Raw genomic sequence first — 18,832 nt, 5'->3', positions numbered from 1 at the left:
CTATGCTCCTTCTTCCTGCAACGGGCCTTCCAGCCAGTCGACCTTGTTCATCTTGCGCACCAATACGAATTCATCGCGGTTGGAGCCCACCGTGCCGTAGTAATTGAAGCCGTAGGCCAGCTGGGCGTAGCCGCCTATCATGTGCGTGGGCTTGGGCACGGCGCGCGTCACGGAGTTGTGGATGCCGCCCCGCTTGCCCGTCATCTCCGCGCCAGGCACGTTGATGATCTTTTCCTGCGCGTGGTACATCATCGTCATGCCGGCCGGGATGCGCTGGCTGACGATGGCGCGCGCCGTCAGGGTGCCGTTCACGTTGAAGACTTCGATCCAGTCGTTGTCGACGATGCCGGCCGCCTTCGCGTCGATTTCCGACAGCCACACGTGGGGACCGCCGCGCGACAGGGTCAGCATGCGCAGGTTGTCCGAATACGTGGAGTGGATGCCCCACTTCTGGTGCGGCGTCAAAAAGTTCAGCGCCAGTTCCTTGTTGCCGTTCGGCCGGGTGCCCAGCAGCGCTTCCGTCGTCTTCGTGTTGATGGCCGGCTTGTACACGCACAGCCCTTCGCCGAAGTCGCGCATCCACAAATGATCCTGGTAGAACTGCTGGCGGCCCGTCAGGGTGCGCCACGGGATCAGTTCATGCACGTTGGTATAGCCGGCCGTGTAGCTCACTTCCTCGCTTTCCAGGCCCGACCAGGTGGGCGAGGAAATGATCTTGCGCGGCTGCGCCTGCACGTCGCGGAAGCGGATGCTGTCATGCTCGCGCGGCAGCGCCAGATGCGTGTGGTCGCGTCCCGTGATGCTTGACAGCGCGGCCCAGGCTTTCACGGCCACGTGGCCATTCGTTTCCGGCGCCAGCGACAGGATCATCTCGGCCGCATCGATGGCCGTGTCGAGGCGCGGCTGGCCCTGCGACACGCCTTCGTCGAGTACCGTGCGGTTCACGCCCCGCAGCACGTCCACTTCATGGCCCGTTTTCCAGGAAATGCCCTTGCCGCCGTTGCCGATGGTTTCCAGCAGCGGGCCGATCGAAGTGAACTTCTTGTAGACGTCGCGGTAATTGCGTTCGACCACCGTCATGTTCGGCATGGTCTTGCCGGGAATGGCCTCGCATTCGCCGGCGCGCCAGTCCTTGGGATCGAAAGGCTGGCCCAGTTCGCCGGGCGTGTCATGCATCAGCGGCGTCAGGATGATATCTTGCTGGGTGCCCAGCAGCTCGCCGCCGATTTCCGAGAATTTCTCGGCGATGCCCTTGTAGATTTCCCAGTCCGACTTCGATTGCCACAGCGGCTGCACGGCTTCCGACAGCGGGTGGATGAACGGATGCATGTCCGACGTATTCAAGTCATCCTTTTCATACCAGGTAGCCGTCGGCAGCACCACGTCGCCGTACAGACACGTGGTCGACATGCGGAAGTCCAGCACCACCAGCAGATCGAGCTTGCCTTCGGCCGCCGGGCGCACTTTCACCTGTTTCGGCGTGAGGCAGTCGTCCTCGTCGCTGAGCAAGCCGTTCTGCGTGCCCAGCAGGTATTTCAGGAAGTACTCGTGGCCCTTGCCCGAGCTGCCCAGGATGTTCGAGCGCCAGACGAACATATTGCGGGGGAAGTTGGCCGGGTTATCCGGGTCGTCGCACGAGAACTGCAGCTGGCCCGCCTTGATCTGGTCGAGCGCATATGCGGCCGGCGCCTGCCCCGCCGCCTTGGCGGCCTTCGCCACTTCCAGCGGATTAGTCTGCAGCTGCGGCGCCGATGGCAGCCAGCCCATGCGCTCGGCCTTGGCGTTGTAGTCGAGCAGGGTCAGGTCGCCCGTGGTGCCGGCGGCCGAGGGCGAGGCGATGTCGCCCGTTTCCAGCTTTTCATGGCGCCACTGGCTAGTGTGGGCATAGAAGAACGAGGTGCCGTTCATCTGGCGCATCGGGCGTACCCAGTCCTGGGCGAAGGCCAGCGGCGTCCAGCCCGTTTGCGGACGCAGCTTTTCCTGGCCCACGTAATGGGCCCAGCCGCCGCCCGACTGACCGATACAGCCGCACATCATCAGCATGTTGATGATGCCCCGATACGTCATGTCCATGTGGTACCAGTGATTCAGGCCGGCGCCCACGATGACCATGCTCTTGCCGCGCGTCTGGTCCGCGTTTTCCGCGAACTGGCGCGCCACCGTGATGACGTCGGCGCGTTTCACGCCCGTGTGCTTTTCCTGCCACGCGGGGGTGTACGGCACGTCGTCGTCATAGCTTTCCGCCACGTTTTCGCCACCGAGGCCCCGGTCGATGCCGTAGTTGGCCAGGGTCAGGTCGAACACGGTGGTCACCAGGCCCGTACTGCCATCGGCCAGGCGGATGGTTTTCACGGGTACTTTGCGCAGCAGCATGTCGGCCGCGTCCTTGCCGCCGAAGTAGGCGAAGCCCACTTCCGTGACGGCGTCGCTGTCGTTGATCATGGAGAGCATCGGCACGATGGGCGCGCCGCTGCCGCCCGCCTTCTGTTCCAGGTTCCACTTGCCCGACTCGCCCCAGCGGAAGCCGATGGAGCCGGCCGGCGCCGTGATCGCCCCCGTGCTCTCGTCGATGACGAGGGTTTTCCATTCCGGATTGTTGGTTTCGTCGAGGTTGTTGTCCAGGTGCGAAGCGCGCAGGAAGTAATCGGGCACCAGGGTGCCGTTGTGCTCCTTGAGCAGCACCAGCATGGGGAAGTCCGTGTACTGGCGCGCATAGTCGCGGAAGTAGGCGCTCTGCCCTTCCGCATGGAATTCCTTGAGGATCACATGGCCCATGGCCAGCGCCAGCGCGGCATCCGTGCCCTGCTTCGGCGCCAGCCAGATGTCGCCGAACTTCACCATTTCGCCGTAGTCGGGCGAGATGGCCACGGTTTTCGTGCCCTTGTAGCGCACTTCCGTGTAGAAGTGGGCGTCCGGCGTGCGCGTCATCGGCACGTTCGAGCCCCACACCATCAGATAGGTCGAGTTATACCAGTCGGCCGATTCCGGCACGTCCGTCTGCTCGCCCCACACTTGCGGGCTGGCCGGCGGCAAGTCGCAGTACCAGTCATAAAAGCTCAGGGCCACGCCGCCGATCAGCGACAGGTAGCGCGTGCCGGAAGCATAGCTGACCATGGACATGGCGGGAATCGGCGAAAAGCCGACGACGCGGTCCGGGCCGTATTTCTTGATCGTCAGCGCATTCGCGGCGGCGATGATCTCGTTCGATTCATCCCACGTGGCGCGCACGAAGCCGCCCAGGCCGCGGATGGATTTGTACTGCTGCGAGCGCACGGGGTCCTGGCTGATCCAGTCCCAGGCCGTGACGGGGTCCATGGTCTTGCGCGCTTCGCGCCACATTTCCATCAGGCGGCCGCGCACCATCGGGTATTTCACGCGCTGCGCCGAATACACGTACCAGGAATAGCTGGCGCCGCGGGGGCAGCCGCGCGGCTCGTGATTGGGCAGGTCGGGACGCGTGCGCGGGTAATCGGTTTGCTGGGTTTCCCAGGTGATCAGGCCATTCTTGACATACACCTTCCAGCTGCACGAGCCGGTGCAGTTCACGCCATGCGTGGAACGGACAATCTTGTCGTGCTGCCAGCGCTGGCGGTAGGCGTTTTCCCAGGTACGGTCTTCATCGACCACGGTGCCATGGCCGTTGGAAAACGGCTCGGCGGGCTTGCTAAAAAATTTCAGGCGGTCCAGAAAGTGACTCATGCTACCTCCACATTGCGCCGCGGACAGCGGCGCCAGGTCTTAAAAAACGCTGCAAGCACGATGGCTCAAGCGTCGATACAAACAGTCTAGCGATGCGTCCCGCGCGGCGGTATTGGCAAGAAGTCGGTTTCCGGCACCAGGAATGCATAGGCGCGTAGTCACCCGGATAGTCACTATTGCCTATGGGCGCCGCAGCCACGCTGCGGTATACCTGTCGCCATCGTTCAACTGTGAGAAAGAGCACCATGCCGATTACCGATTACGCCAGCCTGCTGCGCAGCGCCCGCAACCAGGAGCAGCCGCAACGCCTGCTGTTCACCTTTACCCAGGCGCAGGCCCAGCCTGGCGGCCAGGGCAAGTCCCTCACGCCCGTGATGTGCGCCGACAAGCTGCCCGAGGAACTGGGCAGCTTCGAGACATTGAAAGAGGAGTCGAAACAGATGCAGACGCACTGGGACGTGGTCTTCGTGGCGGGACTGGCAGGCCAGCACGGCCAGCCGCCCGCGCCGCACGATTGCGAGGCGCCCCTGCGCGCCATGGTGACGGCCATCGAGCAAGGCCGCATCGACAGCCTGCTGGCGTTCGACCGCAGCGGGGATTTGTTACGTTTTAGCTGAATCCGGCCAGGGGCGCTCGTGCAAATGCCGCGCGCGCTCTATCGGACAGACGAGGGGCAAAAACTGCTGCTGGCGCGCCGAATACGCCATCAGCGCCCCGCTGTCGATGTCGAAATACCATCCGTGCAATTTCAATAAGCCCTGTTCCACCCTGCGCTTGAGCCATGGGTAGGTGAGCAGGTTGTCCAGCGACTGCAATATGCTGGCCAGCTCGCACGCATGGCGCTGCTCTTCCGATGAACGGTGCGCCAGCTCGCGCCGCACGCGCTGCGCCACCGGTTCGGCGATGCGCATCCACTGTCCCACGAAGTCCGTTTCCTGGTCTTGCGCGCGCGGCTGCGGCTGCAGCAGCGCACGGATGCCGCCGCAGCGCGCATGCCCCAGCACGATGACCCTGGCCACTTCGAGCTTGCAGACGGCGAACTCGATGGCCGAACTAACGCCGGGCGGCGCGTCGGGCGTGCACGGCGGCACCAGGTTGGCGATATTGCGCACGACGAACATGTCGCCCGGGTCGCTGCCCGTCAGCAGCATGGGATCGACCCGTGAATCGCAGCAGCCGATCAGCAGGGTCGAAGGCCGCTGGCCGTCGCGCAGGCTGTCGTACAGGGTCTGCGGCTCGCTGAAGTACTGCTGCTGAAACAGGCTGAAGCCGTTGACGAATTTTTCCAGTTCTTCCATCACATACTCTCATTTCCTCAACGCCTGGCAAGACCGGCTTGCCAGGCATGCCAACTTTAGCAAGGCATAGGCGCATTCTTGCGCGCATAGCACCACCAGGTAATCGCGATGCAGCTGACATAGAAGCCGATGAAGCACCACAGGGCCGCGTCGGGGCTGCCCGTCAGCGCAATCGAGGTGCCGTAGCTTTTCGGGATGAAGAAGGCGCCGTACGCCGCCACGGCCGAAGTGAAGCCCAGCACGGCCGCGCCTTCCTTGTTGGCGTCGACGATGGCTTGCTCCTGCGCCGCCTTGTCCTTGCCGGCCGCCGCGCGCTGGTGCTCCGTCAAAAAGATCACGGGGATCATGCGGAAGGTCGACGCATTGCCGATGCCCGTGCCCGCAAACAGCAGCATGAACATCCAGAAGAAGCCGTTGAAATTGCCACCAGTGCCGCCTTGCGGCATGAAGTACAGCACGCCCAGCACGGCGCCTATCATCAAGAGGAACGACCACAGGGTGACCCTGGCGCCGCCCAGCTTGTCCGAGATCACGCCGCCGGCCACCCGCGCCAAGGCACCGACGAGGGGGCCCAAAAACGCGTAGTCGAGCGGATTAACGTCGGGGAACTGGATCTTGATCAGCAGCGGGAATGCGGCCGAATAACCGATGAAGGAGCCGAAGGTGCCCGTGTACAGCCAGCACATGAGCCAGTTGTGCTTGCGCTTGAAGATCACGGCCTGTTCGGAAAACGAGGCCTTGGCCGAGGCCAGGTCGTTCATGCCGAACCAGGCCAGCAAGGTGGAAAGCGCAATGAACGGCACCCAGATGAAGCCCGCGTTCTGCAGCCACATGTCCTTGCTCACGCCATTCTTGACCCAGGTGAGCGAATCGCCGCCCCAGGCGCCGAAGACGGCAAAGGTGATCACCAGCGGCACGACGAACTGCACCACCGATACGCCCAGATTGCCCAGGCCCGCGTTCATGCCCAGCGCGAAGCCCTTGCTGGCCTTCGGGTAGAAAAAGCTGATGTTGGCCATCGACGAGGCAAAATTGCCGCCGCCAAAGCCGCACAGCAGGGCCAGGATCAGCATGGTCGGGTAGCCCGTGTTCACATCCTGCACGGCCAGGCCGATGCCGATGGCGGGAATCAGCAGCGAGCCCGTGGAAATGGCCGTCCAGCGCCGGCCGCCGAAGATCGGCACCATGAACGAATAAAAGATGCGCAGGGTGGCGCCGGACAGGCCGGGCAAGGCCGTCAGCCAGAACAGCTGGTTGTTACTGTAAGTAAAACCGATGTTGGGCAGGTTGACCACCACCACGCTCCACACCATCCACACGGCAAACGCCAGCAGCAGCGCGGGGATCGAGATCCACAGATTGCGCGCGGCCGTGGCCTTGCCTGTCGTTTGCCAGAAACTGGGAGTCTCGGGCTCCCACGTATTGATCATGTAGCGGCTCATGCTTGTGCTCCTGCAGGTTGATTGGCGGGCGCCGCGCGCAGCGGCTTGAACGAAAAATGCATCCAGACGAGGGAAACGCAGACGGTGCCGTACAAGAGCATGAAGGCGCTCGAGCGCACGCCCGTGAAGTCCACCAGGGCGCCGAACATCACGGGCAGGATGAAGCCGCCCAAGCCGCCGGCCAGGCCCACCACGCCCGACACGGCGCCGATGTTGTGCGAAAAATCATCGCCGATGAACTTGAAGACGGACGCCTTGCCCACGGCCATGGCGATGCCGACGATGAACAGCAGCACGGTGAACCACAGCGGCGACAGGCCGATATGGAAGGCCAGCGGCCCCGTGACGGTTTCCACCACCATCTGCGTCTGCGGATACGACAGCAGGAAGAAGCACACCCAGCACACCCACATCACGGCCCATGTCACCCTGGCGGCGCCGTACTTGTCGGAGATCCAGCCGCCCACGGCGCGCAGCACGCCGCCCGGCAGCGAGAAGCAAGCAGCCAGCAGCGCCGCGTGTTTCAGGTCGAAGCCGTATTCAGCCACGTAGTACTTCGTCATCCACAGCGCCAGCGCCACATAGCCGCCGAACACCACCGAGTAGTACTGGCAGTAGCGCCACACGCGCGGGTCCTTCAGTACCTTCATCTGCTCGGTAAAGCTCTCGCCCGATGGCGCCAGGTGCGATTTGTCCGTGTACGAAAACAGCCAGAAGAGGATGGCCGTGGCCAGCATGGCCACCGCATACACCTTGGGCAGCATCTGCCAGCCGAAGGCGGCGACGATGCCGGGCGCGACGAACTTGGTCAGCGCGGAACCGGAATTCCCCGCGCCGAAGATGCCCATGGCCAGGCCGCGGCGCTCCTTCTCGTACCAGCGCGCCACGTACGGCGTGCCGACGGAAAACGAGCCGCCCGCCAGACCCACGAACATGCCCAGCAAGAGGAAGTGCCAGTAGGCGGTGGCGTAGGCGATCAGGTAGATCGGCACCACGCTGGCCAGCATCAGCAGGAAGAAGACGCGGCGTCCGCCGTATTTGTCCGTCCAGATGCCCAATGGCACGCGCACGAGGGAGCCCGTCAGCACGGGCATGGCGGCCAGCAGGCCGAATTGCGTTTCAGTCAAGCCCAGGCTGGTCTTGATGGGGATGCCCAGTACGGCAAACATCATCCATACCGCGAAGCAGATCGTGAAGGCGAAGGTACTGCTGACCAGCACGGACGCCTGCTTGCGCCGCATGCCCGGTTCGACTGCCGTGTTACTGCTGTTACTGTTCTTGTTAGTGCCATCTAGGGTAGCCACGATGTTTCTCCATGAATGCACTGGCCGTCTGGCCAGCCGTCCCGACCAGCTTACGTGCCGGCCGCGAAAGGCACTATCGGCCACAGGGTGATTTTGGGAAGGCAATCTGGATAGCCGCATCGGCAAAAGTGACTAGATGGCGCAGGCCGGACCTAGCCTGGATGGCGGGTGTTTTACAAACGGACGCATTTTTGGCACACTCGGCACCGGTACAACAGGGAGCGGCATGGACAAGGAAACAGAAGCAGACGACATCATCACCCGCGTGGCCAGGCCAGGCGACGTGGCGGCCATGCTGGCCTGCGACGCCTATGCGCAATCGCACGCCAGCCGCGGCGACGCCGTGCGCGCCGCCGTCGGCAAGGGGCAGTGCCAGGTGGCCATGCGGGCGAGCCAGGTCGCCGGCTATGTCCTCACGCACGACGACTTCTTCGGCTACGGTTTTGTCCCGCTGGTGGTGGTGGCGCCCGCGCAGCAGCGGCGCGGCGTGGGCTTGCGCCTGCTGGCGGCTGCGGCAAACGCCTGCCCGACGGCGAAACTGTTCACTTCGACGAACCAATCCAACGTGGCCGCGCAACGGCTGTTCGCCAGTGCGGGCTTCGTGCGCAGCGGCCGGATCGACCATCTCGATGAGGGCGATCCGGAGCTGGTGTACGTGAAATGGTGCCGCTGATCGATCGCGCCTCATCCCAACGACGTATGGCGCGGCGCGGCAAAGGCGGCTATGCTGGCGCCACCGTCAATCAACGCCCACCACATCACGCATGGATTATCTGAGCCTCAAGCATTTCCACATGGGTTGCGCCGCCGCCAGCGGCTTTCTTTTCTTGTTGCGCGGCGCCTGGATGCTGCGCGCCTCGCCCGCATTGCAGCAGCGCTGGGTAAAAATCCTGCCGCACCTAGTCGACACGGCCTTGCTGGCCAGCGCCATCGCCCTGGCCGTGTGGAGCGGCCAGTCGCCGGGCGGCCAGCCATGGCTGGCCGCCAAGCTGTGCGCGCTCGTGGCCTACATCGTGCTGGGCACCATCGCCCTGAAACGGGGCAAGACGCCGGCCGTGCGCGGCACCGCGTTCGCGCTGGCCGTGCTGGTCTTCGCCTACATCGTGGCCGTGGCCGTCACCAAGCAGGCCTGGCCACTCTGATGCATCAGAAGACGTAGCGCAAGGTGACGCTGGCATTACGCGGCGCGCCCCAGTAAGCCTGGTTATACATGCCGACCTGGCTGTAGTAGCGCTTGTCGAACAGGTTGTTGACGTTTGCCTGCAGCGACAGCTGACGCGACAGCGCATATTTCGCCATCAGGCTGGCCACGGCGTAGCCGCCCTGCGCCACGCGCTCCGTGCCGTTCGGCCCCGTGGCGTCGCGGTAGGCGCCGCTTTGCCAGTTCACCCCGCCGCCCACCGACAAGGCGCGCCAGTCGCCGGGCAGCTGGTACGTGGAAAACACGCGCGCCAGGGTTTGCGGCACATAGCTGTTCAGGCGCGCGCCCTGCTTGTCTTCGGCCGCCGCATGCGACACGCTGGCCGACACATTCCAGCCCTTGGCCAGCTCGCCCGAGACATCCAGTTCCACGCCCTTGCTGGTGGTGCCCGCCGCCGCGTAATACGCCTGCGTCAGTGAATTGCCGACAAAATGGCCCGTATCTTCCTGCGCCAGGCCGTCTTGCGCGATGCGGAACACGGCCAGCGCCGCGTTCAATCGGCCGCCGAAATACTCGCCCTTCACGCCCGCTTCCACATTCTTGCCCTGCACGGGATCGAGATAGCGGCCAAAGCGGTCCTGGTTACCCTGCGGCTTGAAGATCTTGCTGTAGCTGGTGTACAGCGCATGCCGCGCGTCGATGTCCCACACCAGGCCCGCATACGGCGTGACGGCATGCTTGGCATAGGCGTAGCTGCCGCCCCAGTCGTCGACGTGATCCGCCTTGTAGCGGCTGTAGCGCGCGCCGACGATCAGTTTCAAGGGGTCGGCCAGCGAAAAGCGCGCCGTGCCGTAGATGCCGCGCTGCTGCACCGTGTCGAGCAGCTGCCAGCGCGAGAAATTCGCGTCGTTCCAGTCCGGCTCCGGCGTCACGCCCTGCCATTGATGGAAATTGCCATAGTCGACGCTGCCGCCCGAGATGCCCGGATTGCTGGCGAACTGGTTGCTGCCCGAGACGCCGAACGCCAGGTCGTGCGTGCGGCCCAGCAGCTGCACGGGACCCTGCACATAGGCGTCCACGCTGTCCTGGCGCCGCGTGCCCGAGTAAAACCCGGTGTAGCCCGTCACGCCCTGGCCCGTGGCCTTGTCCGGCCAGGTATTGGCGAAAAGCTCGGCCGCCGAATAATTGCCCCAGCCGTGATTCAGCATGGCCGTCAGGTTCCAGCCCTTGCCCAGGTCCTGCTCCAGGCGCAGAAAAGCCGTCTGGCTGGTGCTGAACCAGCGGCTCCAGGTGGTTGCCGTGGTGGCGGAACGGGGCAAGGTGGCCCGTTCGCCATCCGCATACCACAGCGGCAAGCCGCCATACATGCCGCCGCGCGGGCGGTTGTCCTGGTATTCATAGCCGGCGATCAGCACGCTGCCGGGCGCCAGGTCCGCTTCCACGGTGGCGTAGGCCATCGCTTTCTTGCCATGATACAGGCGCACATACGATTCGCTGTCCTGGTAGCTGGCCACGACGCGCCCGCGCACCTTGCCGTCCGCGGTGAGCGGCGTGGAGACGTCCGCGCTAGCGCGCGCATTGTTCCAGGACCCCAGGCTCAGGGCCGCCGCGCCGGCCAGCTGCCTCGACGACGCGCGCTTGCGCACCAGGTTGATGGTGGCCGACGGTTCGCCCGCGCCCGTCAGCAGGCCCGTGGCGCCGCGCACAATTTCGACCCTGTCGTAGGCCGTCATGTCCAGGGTGCTGTCGCCCACGTTGTAGGCATTGTCGACCGTGGTGGGTATGCCGTCGTACTGGTAGCTGGCGATGGAAAAACCGCGCGCGAAGAACGAGGTGCGGTCGCTGTCGTAGCGGTTGATGGCCACGCCGGCCGCATTTTGCAGCACCTCTTCCACCGTCTGCAGGTTCTGGTCATCCATCTGCTGGCGCGTGACCACGCTGACGGCTTGCGGCGTCTCGCGCACGGACAGGCCCAGGCGCGTGGCCGAGCGCATGGTCTGCGTCGTATAGGAACCGCTGCCTTCCGTCGCGCCATTCGCATCAAAGCTGGCGGTGACCTTCATCTCGGGCATGGTCTGGCCGCCATCGGCCGGCGCCGCGTCGAGCACATAGCCGCCATTTACCTGCGGCACGGCGCGCAAGCCCGAGCCGGCGACGATGGCGCCCAGCCCTTCGGGCACGCTGTAGCGGCCCGCCAGGCCGGCGCTGCGCTTGCCCGCCACGCTGGCCGCCTGATAGGAAATCATGGTGCCCGTCTGCTGGCCGAAGCGCACCAGCACCTGTTCCAGGGTGCCGGCCGGTATCGCCAGCTCGATGCGCGCCGCACTGGCTGCCTGGGCAACGGGTGCGGCAGCCGAGGCGCCGCCGGCGGCGAGCAGCCACAGGGCCTGGCTGACGGCCAGCGCCGCCACGCTGCGGCGGCATGCGGTGGAAGCGGAAGAAGCGTAAATGTGTGTTGTACTAGGCATGCGGACTGTTTTCCTGAAAGTGAATGAAGGGTTCACTCGCTATGTCACGCGAAAATCGCAAACCCCTCACTTTTTCGGAAAATATTCATGGACGCTGCCGATGCGGCACCACGGTCACCCAGAAACGCGTGGTCTGGCGCACGTCGACGGGCAAGGTGCGCGCCAGCATGTCGAGCACTTGCGCGGTATCGGCCAGCGGGTAGATGCCGGACACGCGCAGGTCCGCGATGGCTGGATCGCAGGCGAGGCGCCCATGGCGGTAGCGGGCCAGTTCGCCGATAAAGTCGGCCAGCGGCATGTCGTGCGCCACCAGCATGCCGGCCGTCCAGGCATCCGCGCCGGCAGGCAAAGCCCCGGCGGCGCCGATGCGCTCCGCCGTGAACACCGCTTGCTGGCCGGCCTGCAGCCTGCGCGCCGCATCGGCTGGCTGTTGCGGCCGGAGGAGCGCGATATCGACAGCGCCCGCAAACACGCCCAGGCGCGTGGCCTCGCTGCCGGCGCGCACGGCAAAGCGCGTGCCCACCGGTTGCAAGCGGCCCTGGGACGTCTGCACAAAGAAGGGCCGGCCGGCAGGATCGCGCGCCGTGGCCACCATGATCTCGCCTTTCAATAAGGTCACCAGGCGCTGGTCCCCCGTGTAGCGCACGTCGATGGAGGTGGCCGTATTCAAGGCGATGCGCGTGCCGTCCGGCAGCTCAATATGGCGCAGCTCACCGGTGCCCGTGCGGTAATCGGCCAGCCAGAAGCGCGCCTGTTCTTCGCCGCCGGCCAGCCAGGCGCCGCCGCCCACGGCCAGCAGCGCCAGGAGCTTGAGGGACTGGCGCCGCGCGGCGCTGGCCTGCGCATGCACGGGTTTGCGCGCCAGCGTGCCGTGCGCCAGCGGCGCGGGCAAGGCACGCATGCGCGCCATGCAGCCTTCCACATGCAGCCACGCCTGCTCGTTTTCCGGATCGCTGTCGCGCCAGGCGCGCCAGGCCTGCTCCACTTCGGGCGCGCAATCGCCCGCCTGCAGGCGCACCAGCCATTCCACGGCCTGCAGGCTGGCCGCTGCCGGCGTCAGGGCGTCCGTCACGGCGCCGGATGGGAAAAGAAACACTGGTGCATGGCCTTGACCAGGTAGCGCTGCACGGTGGCCAGCGAGACATTCAGCTCCAGCGCGATGGCGGCCTGCGGCATGCCGTCGAGCTGCGACAGCAGGAACGCGCGGCGCACGGCCGGCGCCAGGCCGTCGAGGCGGCGGTCGATGTCGAACAGGGCTTCGAGCAGGATGGCCTGCGCCTCGGGATCGGGCGCGCACTGCGCGGGCAGGCTGGCCAGGGTTTCCAGGTAGGCCGCTTCCAGGTCGCGGCGGCGGTACAGATTGCCCAGCACGCCCTTGGCCACGGTGGTGAGGAAGGCGCGCGGCTCGCGCGCGGCGATGGCCTCGTCGCGGTTCAGCAGGCGCATGAAGGTGTCGTGCGCCACGTCGGCCGCGTCAAACGCGTTGCCCAGCTTGTGCCGCAGCCAGCCTTGCAGCCAGCGGTGATGATCGTGATACAGGCTGCCCACCTCCTGGTGAACGCCGGGTTGGGCTGCCGACACGTCGCATGCTCCCTGAGTTGCAAATAATAATGATTCGCATTCTAACTGGCCCGGCACGTCCGGCGCAACCGCCGTCTTCGGCGTGGCAAGGCAGCAACGGTGCTCTTGCCGCGCATGTGCTGCAGCCGCCCCGTACCGCGGCCACCAGCCGATAGTCCCGATCCGGGCGGTAAACCGCATTCGCCATCCCGAAGCGGGTAGCGGCGCCCGCCCGGTGCCGCTACGCTGGCCTTCCCGCACAATCAAGGAAGGCCGCCATGGCGCCGCAGCAGTCGCACACTTTCCCTTCCGTTTCCACGCCTGTCGCCGCGCGCGCCAGCCTGCTGTGGATGACGGCCCTGCTCTACCTGGTGCAGGGCATACCGATCGGCCTGGCCTTCCAGGCCTATCCCGTGCTGCTGCGCCAGGGCGGCGCGCCGCTGGAGCTGATCGCGCTGGTGCCGCTGGCCAGCCTGCCCTGGGCCTTCAAGTTCTTCTGGTCGCCGCTGGTGGAAAACCGCTGGTCGGCGGCCATGGGCAGGCGCCGCAGCTGGATCGTGCCCATGCAGCTGCTGCTGGCCCTGTGCCTGGCGGCGATGGCCTTCCAGCGCTTCGATGCGGCGCATGCGCCGGCCTTGCTGTGGCTGATCGCGGCCGCCTCGCTGGCCAGCGCCACGCAGGACATCGCCACCGATGGCCTGGCAGCCGACGTGCTGCATGGCAGCGGCATCGCGCACATCAATGTACTGCAGGTGGGCGGTTTCATGCTGGGCATGCTGGTGGGCGGCCCGGCCGTACTGCTGGGCGCCGAGCTGCTGGGACAGACGGCCAGCATGCTGGCCCTGGCCGCCATCGTCGTGCTGTGCGGCATGCCCGTGTGGCGCTGGCGCGAAGGCGCGGCGGCGGTCGTCACCCGGCAGCGGGCCAGCTTGCGGGGCTTTTTCCGCCGGCCGCTGGCGCTGCGCCTGATGGTGGCGGGCATGCTGGCCACCCTGACCGGCTCGGTGCTGTTCGGCCTGGCCAAGCTGGTGCTCATCGACGCAGGCTGGAGCGCCGCCAGCGTGGCCGGCCTGTCCGGCGCGGGCAATTCCGTGATGGTGCTGGCCGGTTGCGCGCTGGCCGCCCTGCTGCTCAAATGGATGACGCGCTGGCATGCGCTGCTGGGCGGCCTGGCCATCCTGGCCTGCGCCAGCGTCCTGTGGCTACGCATCAGCAGCGCCCCCGCCGGCGCGGGCACGCCCCTCGTGTGGCTGGCCACCATCCTGATCGGCCTGGGCATCGGCGTGACCAGCGTCTGCCTGTACACCCTGCTGATGCGCTACGCGCAGCTGGGCCGGCAGGCGGCCACCGATTTTTCCATTTTCCAGAGCACGCAAACGCTGGGCGAAATCGTCATCGCGTCCGCCGCCACGGCGCTGGCCGCCCGCGCCGGCTATGGCGCCGGCATGCTGGTGGGCGTGGCCAGCGCGCTGCTGGCCATCGCCGTGCTGCTGTGGGTACGCCGCGGCGCGGCCCACCTGGACGACGCACATGACTGAAGCATCGCCATCGCAGCAACTGCGCCGTCTGCTGCACGGCCAGTCCGGGAGACTGGCGCTGGCCATCGTGCTGGCCGTGGCGGCAGCCAGCGCCGAACTGTGGCCCTACTGGCTGCTGGGCACGGCGGCGGGCGTGGCTGTCGCGTCGCCCGGCCCCGGCGCCGAGCTGTTCCGGCTGGCCGGCTGGCTGGCACTGACCCTGCTGTTCAAGTATCTGCTGTACAGCGCCGCATATTACTGCAGCCACGTCAGCGCCTTCCAGGTGCTGCTCGATACGCGGCGCGGGCTGGTGCGCCAGCTGGCGGGCGCGCCCTTGCGCTGGCTGAACCAGGCGGGCAGCGGCGAACTGAAACGGCTGGTGCTGCAGGACGTGGACCGGCTGGAGCAGTTCATCGCCCACCACACGGTGGAACTGGCGGCGGCCCTGGCCAGTCCCGTGCTGGTTGCCGGCCTGCTGCTGGCCATCGACTGGCGCCTGGCGCTGGCCGCGCTGGCCACCGTGCCCTTTGCGCTGCTGCTGCAAGCGATGATGATGCGCGGTTTCGGCGTACACATGGCGCAGTACGGCACGGCCCTCGACGAACTGCACGGCACCACCATCGAATATGTGCGCAGCATGCCCGTGATGAAAGCGTACCGCCAGGACGCCACCTCATTCCAGCGCATGCGCGACAGCCTGCATGCCTATCAGGCGCTGATGAGCCGCATCACGCGCCAGACGGTGCCCGCCTGGTCCGTCTTCATGGTGCTGCTGAGCGCGAACATCGCCACCCTGCTGCCGGCGGGCCTGTGGCTGTACCAGGCGGCGCATGTCACCCTGCCGCAACTGGTGCTGGCCCTCGTGCTCGGTTCCGGCATGCTGAAACCGCTGTTCAAGGTCATCAAGCTGTCGACGGAGCTGCGCGAAGTGCAGGCCAGCCTGCAGCGCATGGCCAGCTTGCCGGCACCGGCGCCCGCGGCGCAGCAGGCGCCAGCCTGCCTGCCGGACCTGCCCGAAGTGCGCTTCGAGCACGTCTTCTTCGCGTATGCCAACGCGCCCGTGCTGCACGACGTCAGCCTGCACCTGCCGGCCGGCAGCCTGACGGCGCTGGTGGGGCCATCGGGCGCCGGCAAGAGCACCGTGGCCGCGCTGCTGGCGGGCCTGCTGCAAGCCGATGCGGGCCGCATCCGCATTGGCGGCGTGGCGCTGGACGCGCTCGACGAGGGCGCCCGCACGGCGCTGATCGCCCTGGCCACGCAGGATGCCTTCCTGTTTCGCGGCAGCCTGCTCGACAACCTGCGCCTGGGCCGGCCCGGTGCCAGCGACGCGCAGGTACGCCAGGCGCTGCGCGTGGCGCAGGCAGACGGCTGCATCGACGCCCTGCCGGCCGGCTGGCACACGCACGTCGAGGAACGGGGGGTACGCCTGTCCGGCGGCGAGCGCCAGCGCATCGCCATCGCGCGCGCCCTGCTGGCCGACACGCCCATTTTGCTGCTCGATGAAGCGACGGCCTTTGCCGACAGCCGCACGGAGCGGCGCTTTTACCAGGCCTTGCGCGCGGCCTATCCGCACAAGACGGTGCTGGTGATCGCACATCGGCTGAGCTCCATCGCCAGCGCCGCGCAAATTCTCGTTATGGACCAGGGCCGCCTGGTCGCGCACGGCGCGCATGCCGACCTGCTGCTGCGCTGCCCCCTGTACCACGACTTGTGGCAACGCCAATTCGACAGCGAACAGTGGCATATCACGGAAAAGAAAACCCATGCAGACCATTGAACTGATGCGCCGCGTGATGCGGCGCAGCCACCGCGCAACGGCACGCATGCTGGCCGGCCTGGCCCTGCGCGTGGCCGAACGGGCCTGCGCGATCGCGCCCTTCTTCCTCGCCTGGTGGTGGCTGGACGACCTGCTGCGCACAGGCCAATTGCGCTCGCTGCCCCTGCTTTGCCTGCTGCTGGCCTGCCTGCTGGCCGGGCAGATGCTGTGTTCCTGGCTGGGCCAGCTGTACTGCTTCCTGGGCAGCTATGAGGTGATGGGCGGCTACCGCGAACACGCGATTGCCCACCTGGGACGCTTGCCGCTGGGCGCCGTGCAGGGCAAGCGCAGCGGCCAGCTGGCGTCGCTGCTGACGGACGACGTCAAGCGCGTGGAGGATATTTTCACGCACCTGAGCGGGGAACTGGTAGCCGCCTGCGCCGTGCCGCTGCTGTATTTCGCCATCCTGCTGGCGGTGGACTGGCGCCTCGCTTGCATCCTGGTGTCCACCTTGCCGCTGGCCCTGTGGCTGCTCAGCCTGGGCCGGCGCCGCTTTGCCGCCGCCGGGCGCCACAAGCAGGAACTGCTGCAGGAGACGGCCGGCATGCTGGTGGAATTTGCGGCCGGCCTGCGCACCCTGCGCCTGTATGGCCGCGCGGCGCACTGGGTGGAAAAGCTCGACCGCCGCTTTGCCGCCTTGCGCAGCGCCAGCTTCGGCGTGGAAGCCTGGGGCGCGGGCCCCATCCAGGCCTACCGCCTGGTCCTGGAACTGGGCCTGGTGCTGCTCCTGCTGCTGGCGGGCGCGCTGGCGCGCCACGGCGAGCTTGCCGGGCCGGCATGGCTGCTGTTCGCGCTGGTGGCCTATAAACTGCTCGACCCGCTGCACGATATCGCCGCCCACCTGCAGGAACTGCGTTTCATGGCCCTGAGCGAAGCGCGCATCGAAGCCATGCTGGCCGAACCGGCACTGCCGCAAGGCGACGCCGCCGCGCAGCCGCACGGCCATGCGCTGCGCTTCGAGCAGGTGGGCTTGCAGTATGCGGGCAGCGAGACCTGGGCCCTGCGCGATATCAGTTTCGACGCGGCGCCGGGCAGCGTCACGGCCATCATCGGACCATCGGGCGCCGGCAAGAGCAGCCTGCTGCATCTGCTGGCCCGCTTCGACGATCCGCAGCACGGCGCCGTCCTGCTGGGCGGCGTGGACTTGCGCGCGCTGGGCAGCGAGCGCCTGTACGCCCAGCTGAGCTTTGTCTTCCAGGAGGTGCAGCTGTTCGACGGCACGGTGCTGGACAATGTGCGCATCGGCCGCCCCGGCGCCAGCGACGAGGAAGTGATGGCCGCCTGCCGCGAAGCCTACTGCGACGCGTTCGTGCGCAAGCTGCCGCACGGCTACGCCAGCCGCATCGGCGAAAATGGCCAGCGCCTGTCCGGCGGCGAGCGCCAGCGCCTGTCGATCGCGCGCGCGCTGCTGAAGGATGCCCCGCTGCTGCTGCTCGACGAAGCGACGGCCAGCGTCGACCCGCAGGCGCAGCGTGAAATCGAACGGGCGCTGGGCCGGCTGGCGCAAGGCCGCACCGTGATCATGATCGCCCACCGCTTGCGCAGCGTGCGGCACGCACAGCAGATCCTCGTGCTCGACGGCGGCCGCATAGTGGAACGCGGCACGCACGCCACGCTGCTGGAAGAACAGGGGCTGTATGCCGCCCTGTGGCGGGCGCAGGACCTAGACTAGCCTGGCGCGCCGCGCCTCGCTGGGCAGCACGCCATGCTGCTTGCGGAAGGCGGCGCTGAAATGGCTCATGTTGCTGTAGCCGAGCATGACGGCCGTGTCGCTGACGCCGTGCCGGTCCAGCAGCGCCTTGGCGCGGCCCATGCGTTCGCGCTGGAACAGCGCGTAGATACTGAGGCCAAACATGGCCTTGAAGCCGCGCTTCAGTTTCAGCTGGTTCAAGCCCACTTCGCGCGACAGCTGCTCGATGGTGGGCGGCGCGCTCAGGTCCGCCAGCAGGCGCTCGTGCGCGGCCAGCAGCAGCTTTTGCTCGCGGCGCGGCGGCTGGCCCGCGCTGCCGTCCTCCCCCTGCAGCGATTGCAAATGCCAGGCGAGGAATTCCAGGGTGGCCGCGTGCACCAGCAGGCCTGGCGGCTGTTCGCACGTCAGCAACTGCTCCAGCCGCAAGGCCGCTTCGCGGGCGCGCGCATGGCCTGCCTGCTGATGCAGGAAGCAGGCGCTTTGCAGGCGCGGGACGATGCGTTCATAGTCGTCGCCCGCCAGCGCGCACAGGAGCTGGGGACGGATGCGCAGCTCGATGTTGGCATAGCCGGCCGGGTAGAAATTGAGCCGGAAGCGCTCGCCGGGCGCGCAGCTGGCGACCAGGCTGTTGGCCTGCAGGCTGCGCGTCTCGCCACCGCCCTGCACCACTTCCGTCGTACCGCGCAGCTGGCAGCTGAAATGCAGGTGGTCGCTGTCATTGAGCGCCGCCATCTGGAACGCCTGCTGCGGCTGGAGCGAGACGAGCGAGACGGCCAGTCCCGGCTGCACGTCGACCGTGCGCACCAGGGTGCCCGGCGGCGTGACGGCGCTGGCCGGCGGCGCATCAAAGAATTCGGACGATTTCAGCTCGTACATCACACTCCCGGTCGGCTAGCC

At 66.6% G+C, this 18,832-nt stretch carries 14 protein-coding genes; 6 read left to right on the top strand and 8 right to left on the bottom strand.

Annotated features, from left to right (window positions below; all coding sequences use genetic code 11):
* Nucleotides 1-3,699 carry a nitrate reductase subunit alpha gene (locus tag GCN75_RS20745; RefSeq protein WP_152284092.1) on the bottom strand — a complete coding sequence of 1,233 codons (3,699 nt, stop codon included), beginning with the start codon at nt 3,697-3,699 and terminating at the stop codon, nt 1-3.
* Nucleotides 3,700-3,944: 245 nt separating this feature from the next.
* On the opposite strand from GCN75_RS20745, the gene GCN75_RS20740 reads away from it, so the two are divergent.
* Nucleotides 3,945-4,316 carry a ribonucleotide reductase subunit alpha gene (locus GCN75_RS20740; protein ID WP_152284091.1) on the top strand — a complete coding sequence of 124 codons (372 nt, stop codon included), beginning with the start codon at nt 3,945-3,947 and terminating at the stop codon, nt 4,314-4,316.
* On the opposite strand, the gene GCN75_RS20735 is transcribed toward GCN75_RS20740, so the two are convergent.
* From GCN75_RS20735 to GCN75_RS20725, 3 genes are read right to left on the bottom strand one after another with little or no spacing between them, the layout of a single operon-like run.
* Nucleotides 4,302-4,997 carry a carbonic anhydrase gene (locus tag GCN75_RS20735; RefSeq protein WP_152284090.1) on the bottom strand — a complete coding sequence of 232 codons (696 nt, stop codon included), beginning with the start codon at nt 4,995-4,997 and terminating at the stop codon, nt 4,302-4,304. The two genes, GCN75_RS20740 and GCN75_RS20735, sit on opposite strands and share 15 nt — an antisense overlap.
* A 56-nt stretch (nt 4,998-5,053) precedes the next feature.
* On the bottom strand, nt 5,054-6,439 hold the full coding sequence (locus GCN75_RS20730; RefSeq protein ID WP_152284089.1) for a NarK family nitrate/nitrite MFS transporter: 1,386 nt from the start codon (nt 6,437-6,439) through the stop codon (nt 5,054-5,056).
* Nucleotides 6,436-7,680, bottom strand: a complete 1,245-nt coding sequence (locus tag GCN75_RS20725) for an MFS transporter (protein ID WP_152284130.1) — start codon at nt 7,678-7,680, stop codon at nt 6,436-6,438. The genes GCN75_RS20730 and GCN75_RS20725 overlap by 4 nt, the downstream gene beginning before the upstream one ends.
* Before the next feature lie 289 nt (nt 7,681-7,969).
* Between GCN75_RS20725 and GCN75_RS20720 the strand changes: the two genes are divergently transcribed.
* Both GCN75_RS20720 and GCN75_RS20715 read left to right on the top strand, forming a co-directional pair.
* Complete coding sequence (locus GCN75_RS20720; protein ID WP_152284088.1) at nt 7,970-8,416, top strand: GNAT family N-acetyltransferase; 447 nt, start codon at nt 7,970-7,972, stop codon at nt 8,414-8,416.
* Nucleotides 8,417-8,507: 91 nt separating this feature from the next.
* Nucleotides 8,508-8,885 carry a SirB2 family protein gene (locus tag GCN75_RS20715; protein WP_152284087.1) on the top strand — a complete coding sequence of 126 codons (378 nt, stop codon included), beginning with the start codon at nt 8,508-8,510 and terminating at the stop codon, nt 8,883-8,885.
* A 4-nt stretch (nt 8,886-8,889) separates the two neighbouring features.
* Here GCN75_RS20715 and GCN75_RS20710 read toward each other — a convergent pair whose 3' ends face one another.
* The 3 genes from GCN75_RS20710 to GCN75_RS20700 all read right to left on the bottom strand — a co-directional run bounded on the left by GCN75_RS20710 (nt 8,890) and on the right by GCN75_RS20700 (nt 12,933).
* Nucleotides 8,890-11,352: a TonB-dependent siderophore receptor gene (locus GCN75_RS20710; RefSeq protein WP_226941497.1), complete on the bottom strand. Its 2,463-nt coding sequence runs from the start codon at nt 11,350-11,352 to the stop codon at nt 8,890-8,892.
* Between the two features lie 85 nt (nt 11,353-11,437).
* Nucleotides 11,438-12,448, bottom strand: coding sequence for a FecR domain-containing protein (locus GCN75_RS20705; protein WP_226941496.1), 1,011 nt, complete (start codon nt 12,446-12,448; stop codon nt 11,438-11,440).
* Nucleotides 12,421-12,933 carry a sigma-70 family RNA polymerase sigma factor gene (locus GCN75_RS20700; protein ID WP_152284086.1) on the bottom strand — a complete coding sequence of 171 codons (513 nt, stop codon included), beginning with the start codon at nt 12,931-12,933 and terminating at the stop codon, nt 12,421-12,423. Before GCN75_RS20700 ends, GCN75_RS20705 begins: the two co-directional genes overlap by 28 nt.
* 257 nt (nt 12,934-13,190) lie before the next feature.
* On the opposite strand from GCN75_RS20700, the gene GCN75_RS20695 reads away from it, so the two are divergent.
* The 3 genes from GCN75_RS20695 to GCN75_RS20685 are packed head-to-tail and all read left to right on the top strand — an operon-like array spanning nt 13,191 to nt 17,917.
* Complete coding sequence (locus GCN75_RS20695; RefSeq protein WP_226941495.1) at nt 13,191-14,450, top strand: MFS transporter; 1,260 nt, start codon at nt 13,191-13,193, stop codon at nt 14,448-14,450.
* Nucleotides 14,443-16,206 carry an ABC transporter ATP-binding protein gene (locus tag GCN75_RS20690; RefSeq protein WP_152284085.1) on the top strand — a complete coding sequence of 588 codons (1,764 nt, stop codon included), beginning with the start codon at nt 14,443-14,445 and terminating at the stop codon, nt 16,204-16,206. Before GCN75_RS20695 ends, GCN75_RS20690 begins: the two co-directional genes overlap by 8 nt.
* A complete protein-coding gene (locus tag GCN75_RS20685) occupies nt 16,193-17,917 on the top strand; it encodes an ABC transporter ATP-binding protein (RefSeq protein ID WP_226941494.1) in 1,725 nt (574 codons plus the stop codon). The genes GCN75_RS20690 and GCN75_RS20685 overlap by 14 nt, the downstream gene beginning before the upstream one ends.
* Here the strand turns inward: GCN75_RS20685 and GCN75_RS20680 are convergent.
* On the bottom strand, nt 17,909-18,811 hold the full coding sequence (locus GCN75_RS20680; RefSeq protein ID WP_152284084.1) for a helix-turn-helix transcriptional regulator: 903 nt from the start codon (nt 18,809-18,811) through the stop codon (nt 17,909-17,911). The two genes, GCN75_RS20685 and GCN75_RS20680, sit on opposite strands and share 9 nt — an antisense overlap.
* Nucleotides 18,812-18,832 lie beyond the last annotated feature (21 nt).

It is taken from the genome of Janthinobacterium violaceinigrum, from assembly GCF_009208555.1.
GTDB lineage: Bacteria > Pseudomonadota > Gammaproteobacteria > Burkholderiales > Burkholderiaceae_D > Janthinobacterium > Janthinobacterium violaceinigrum.
The sequence above is the reverse complement of the archived record's forward strand: the minus strand, read 5'-3'. Positions and strand labels throughout refer to the sequence as shown.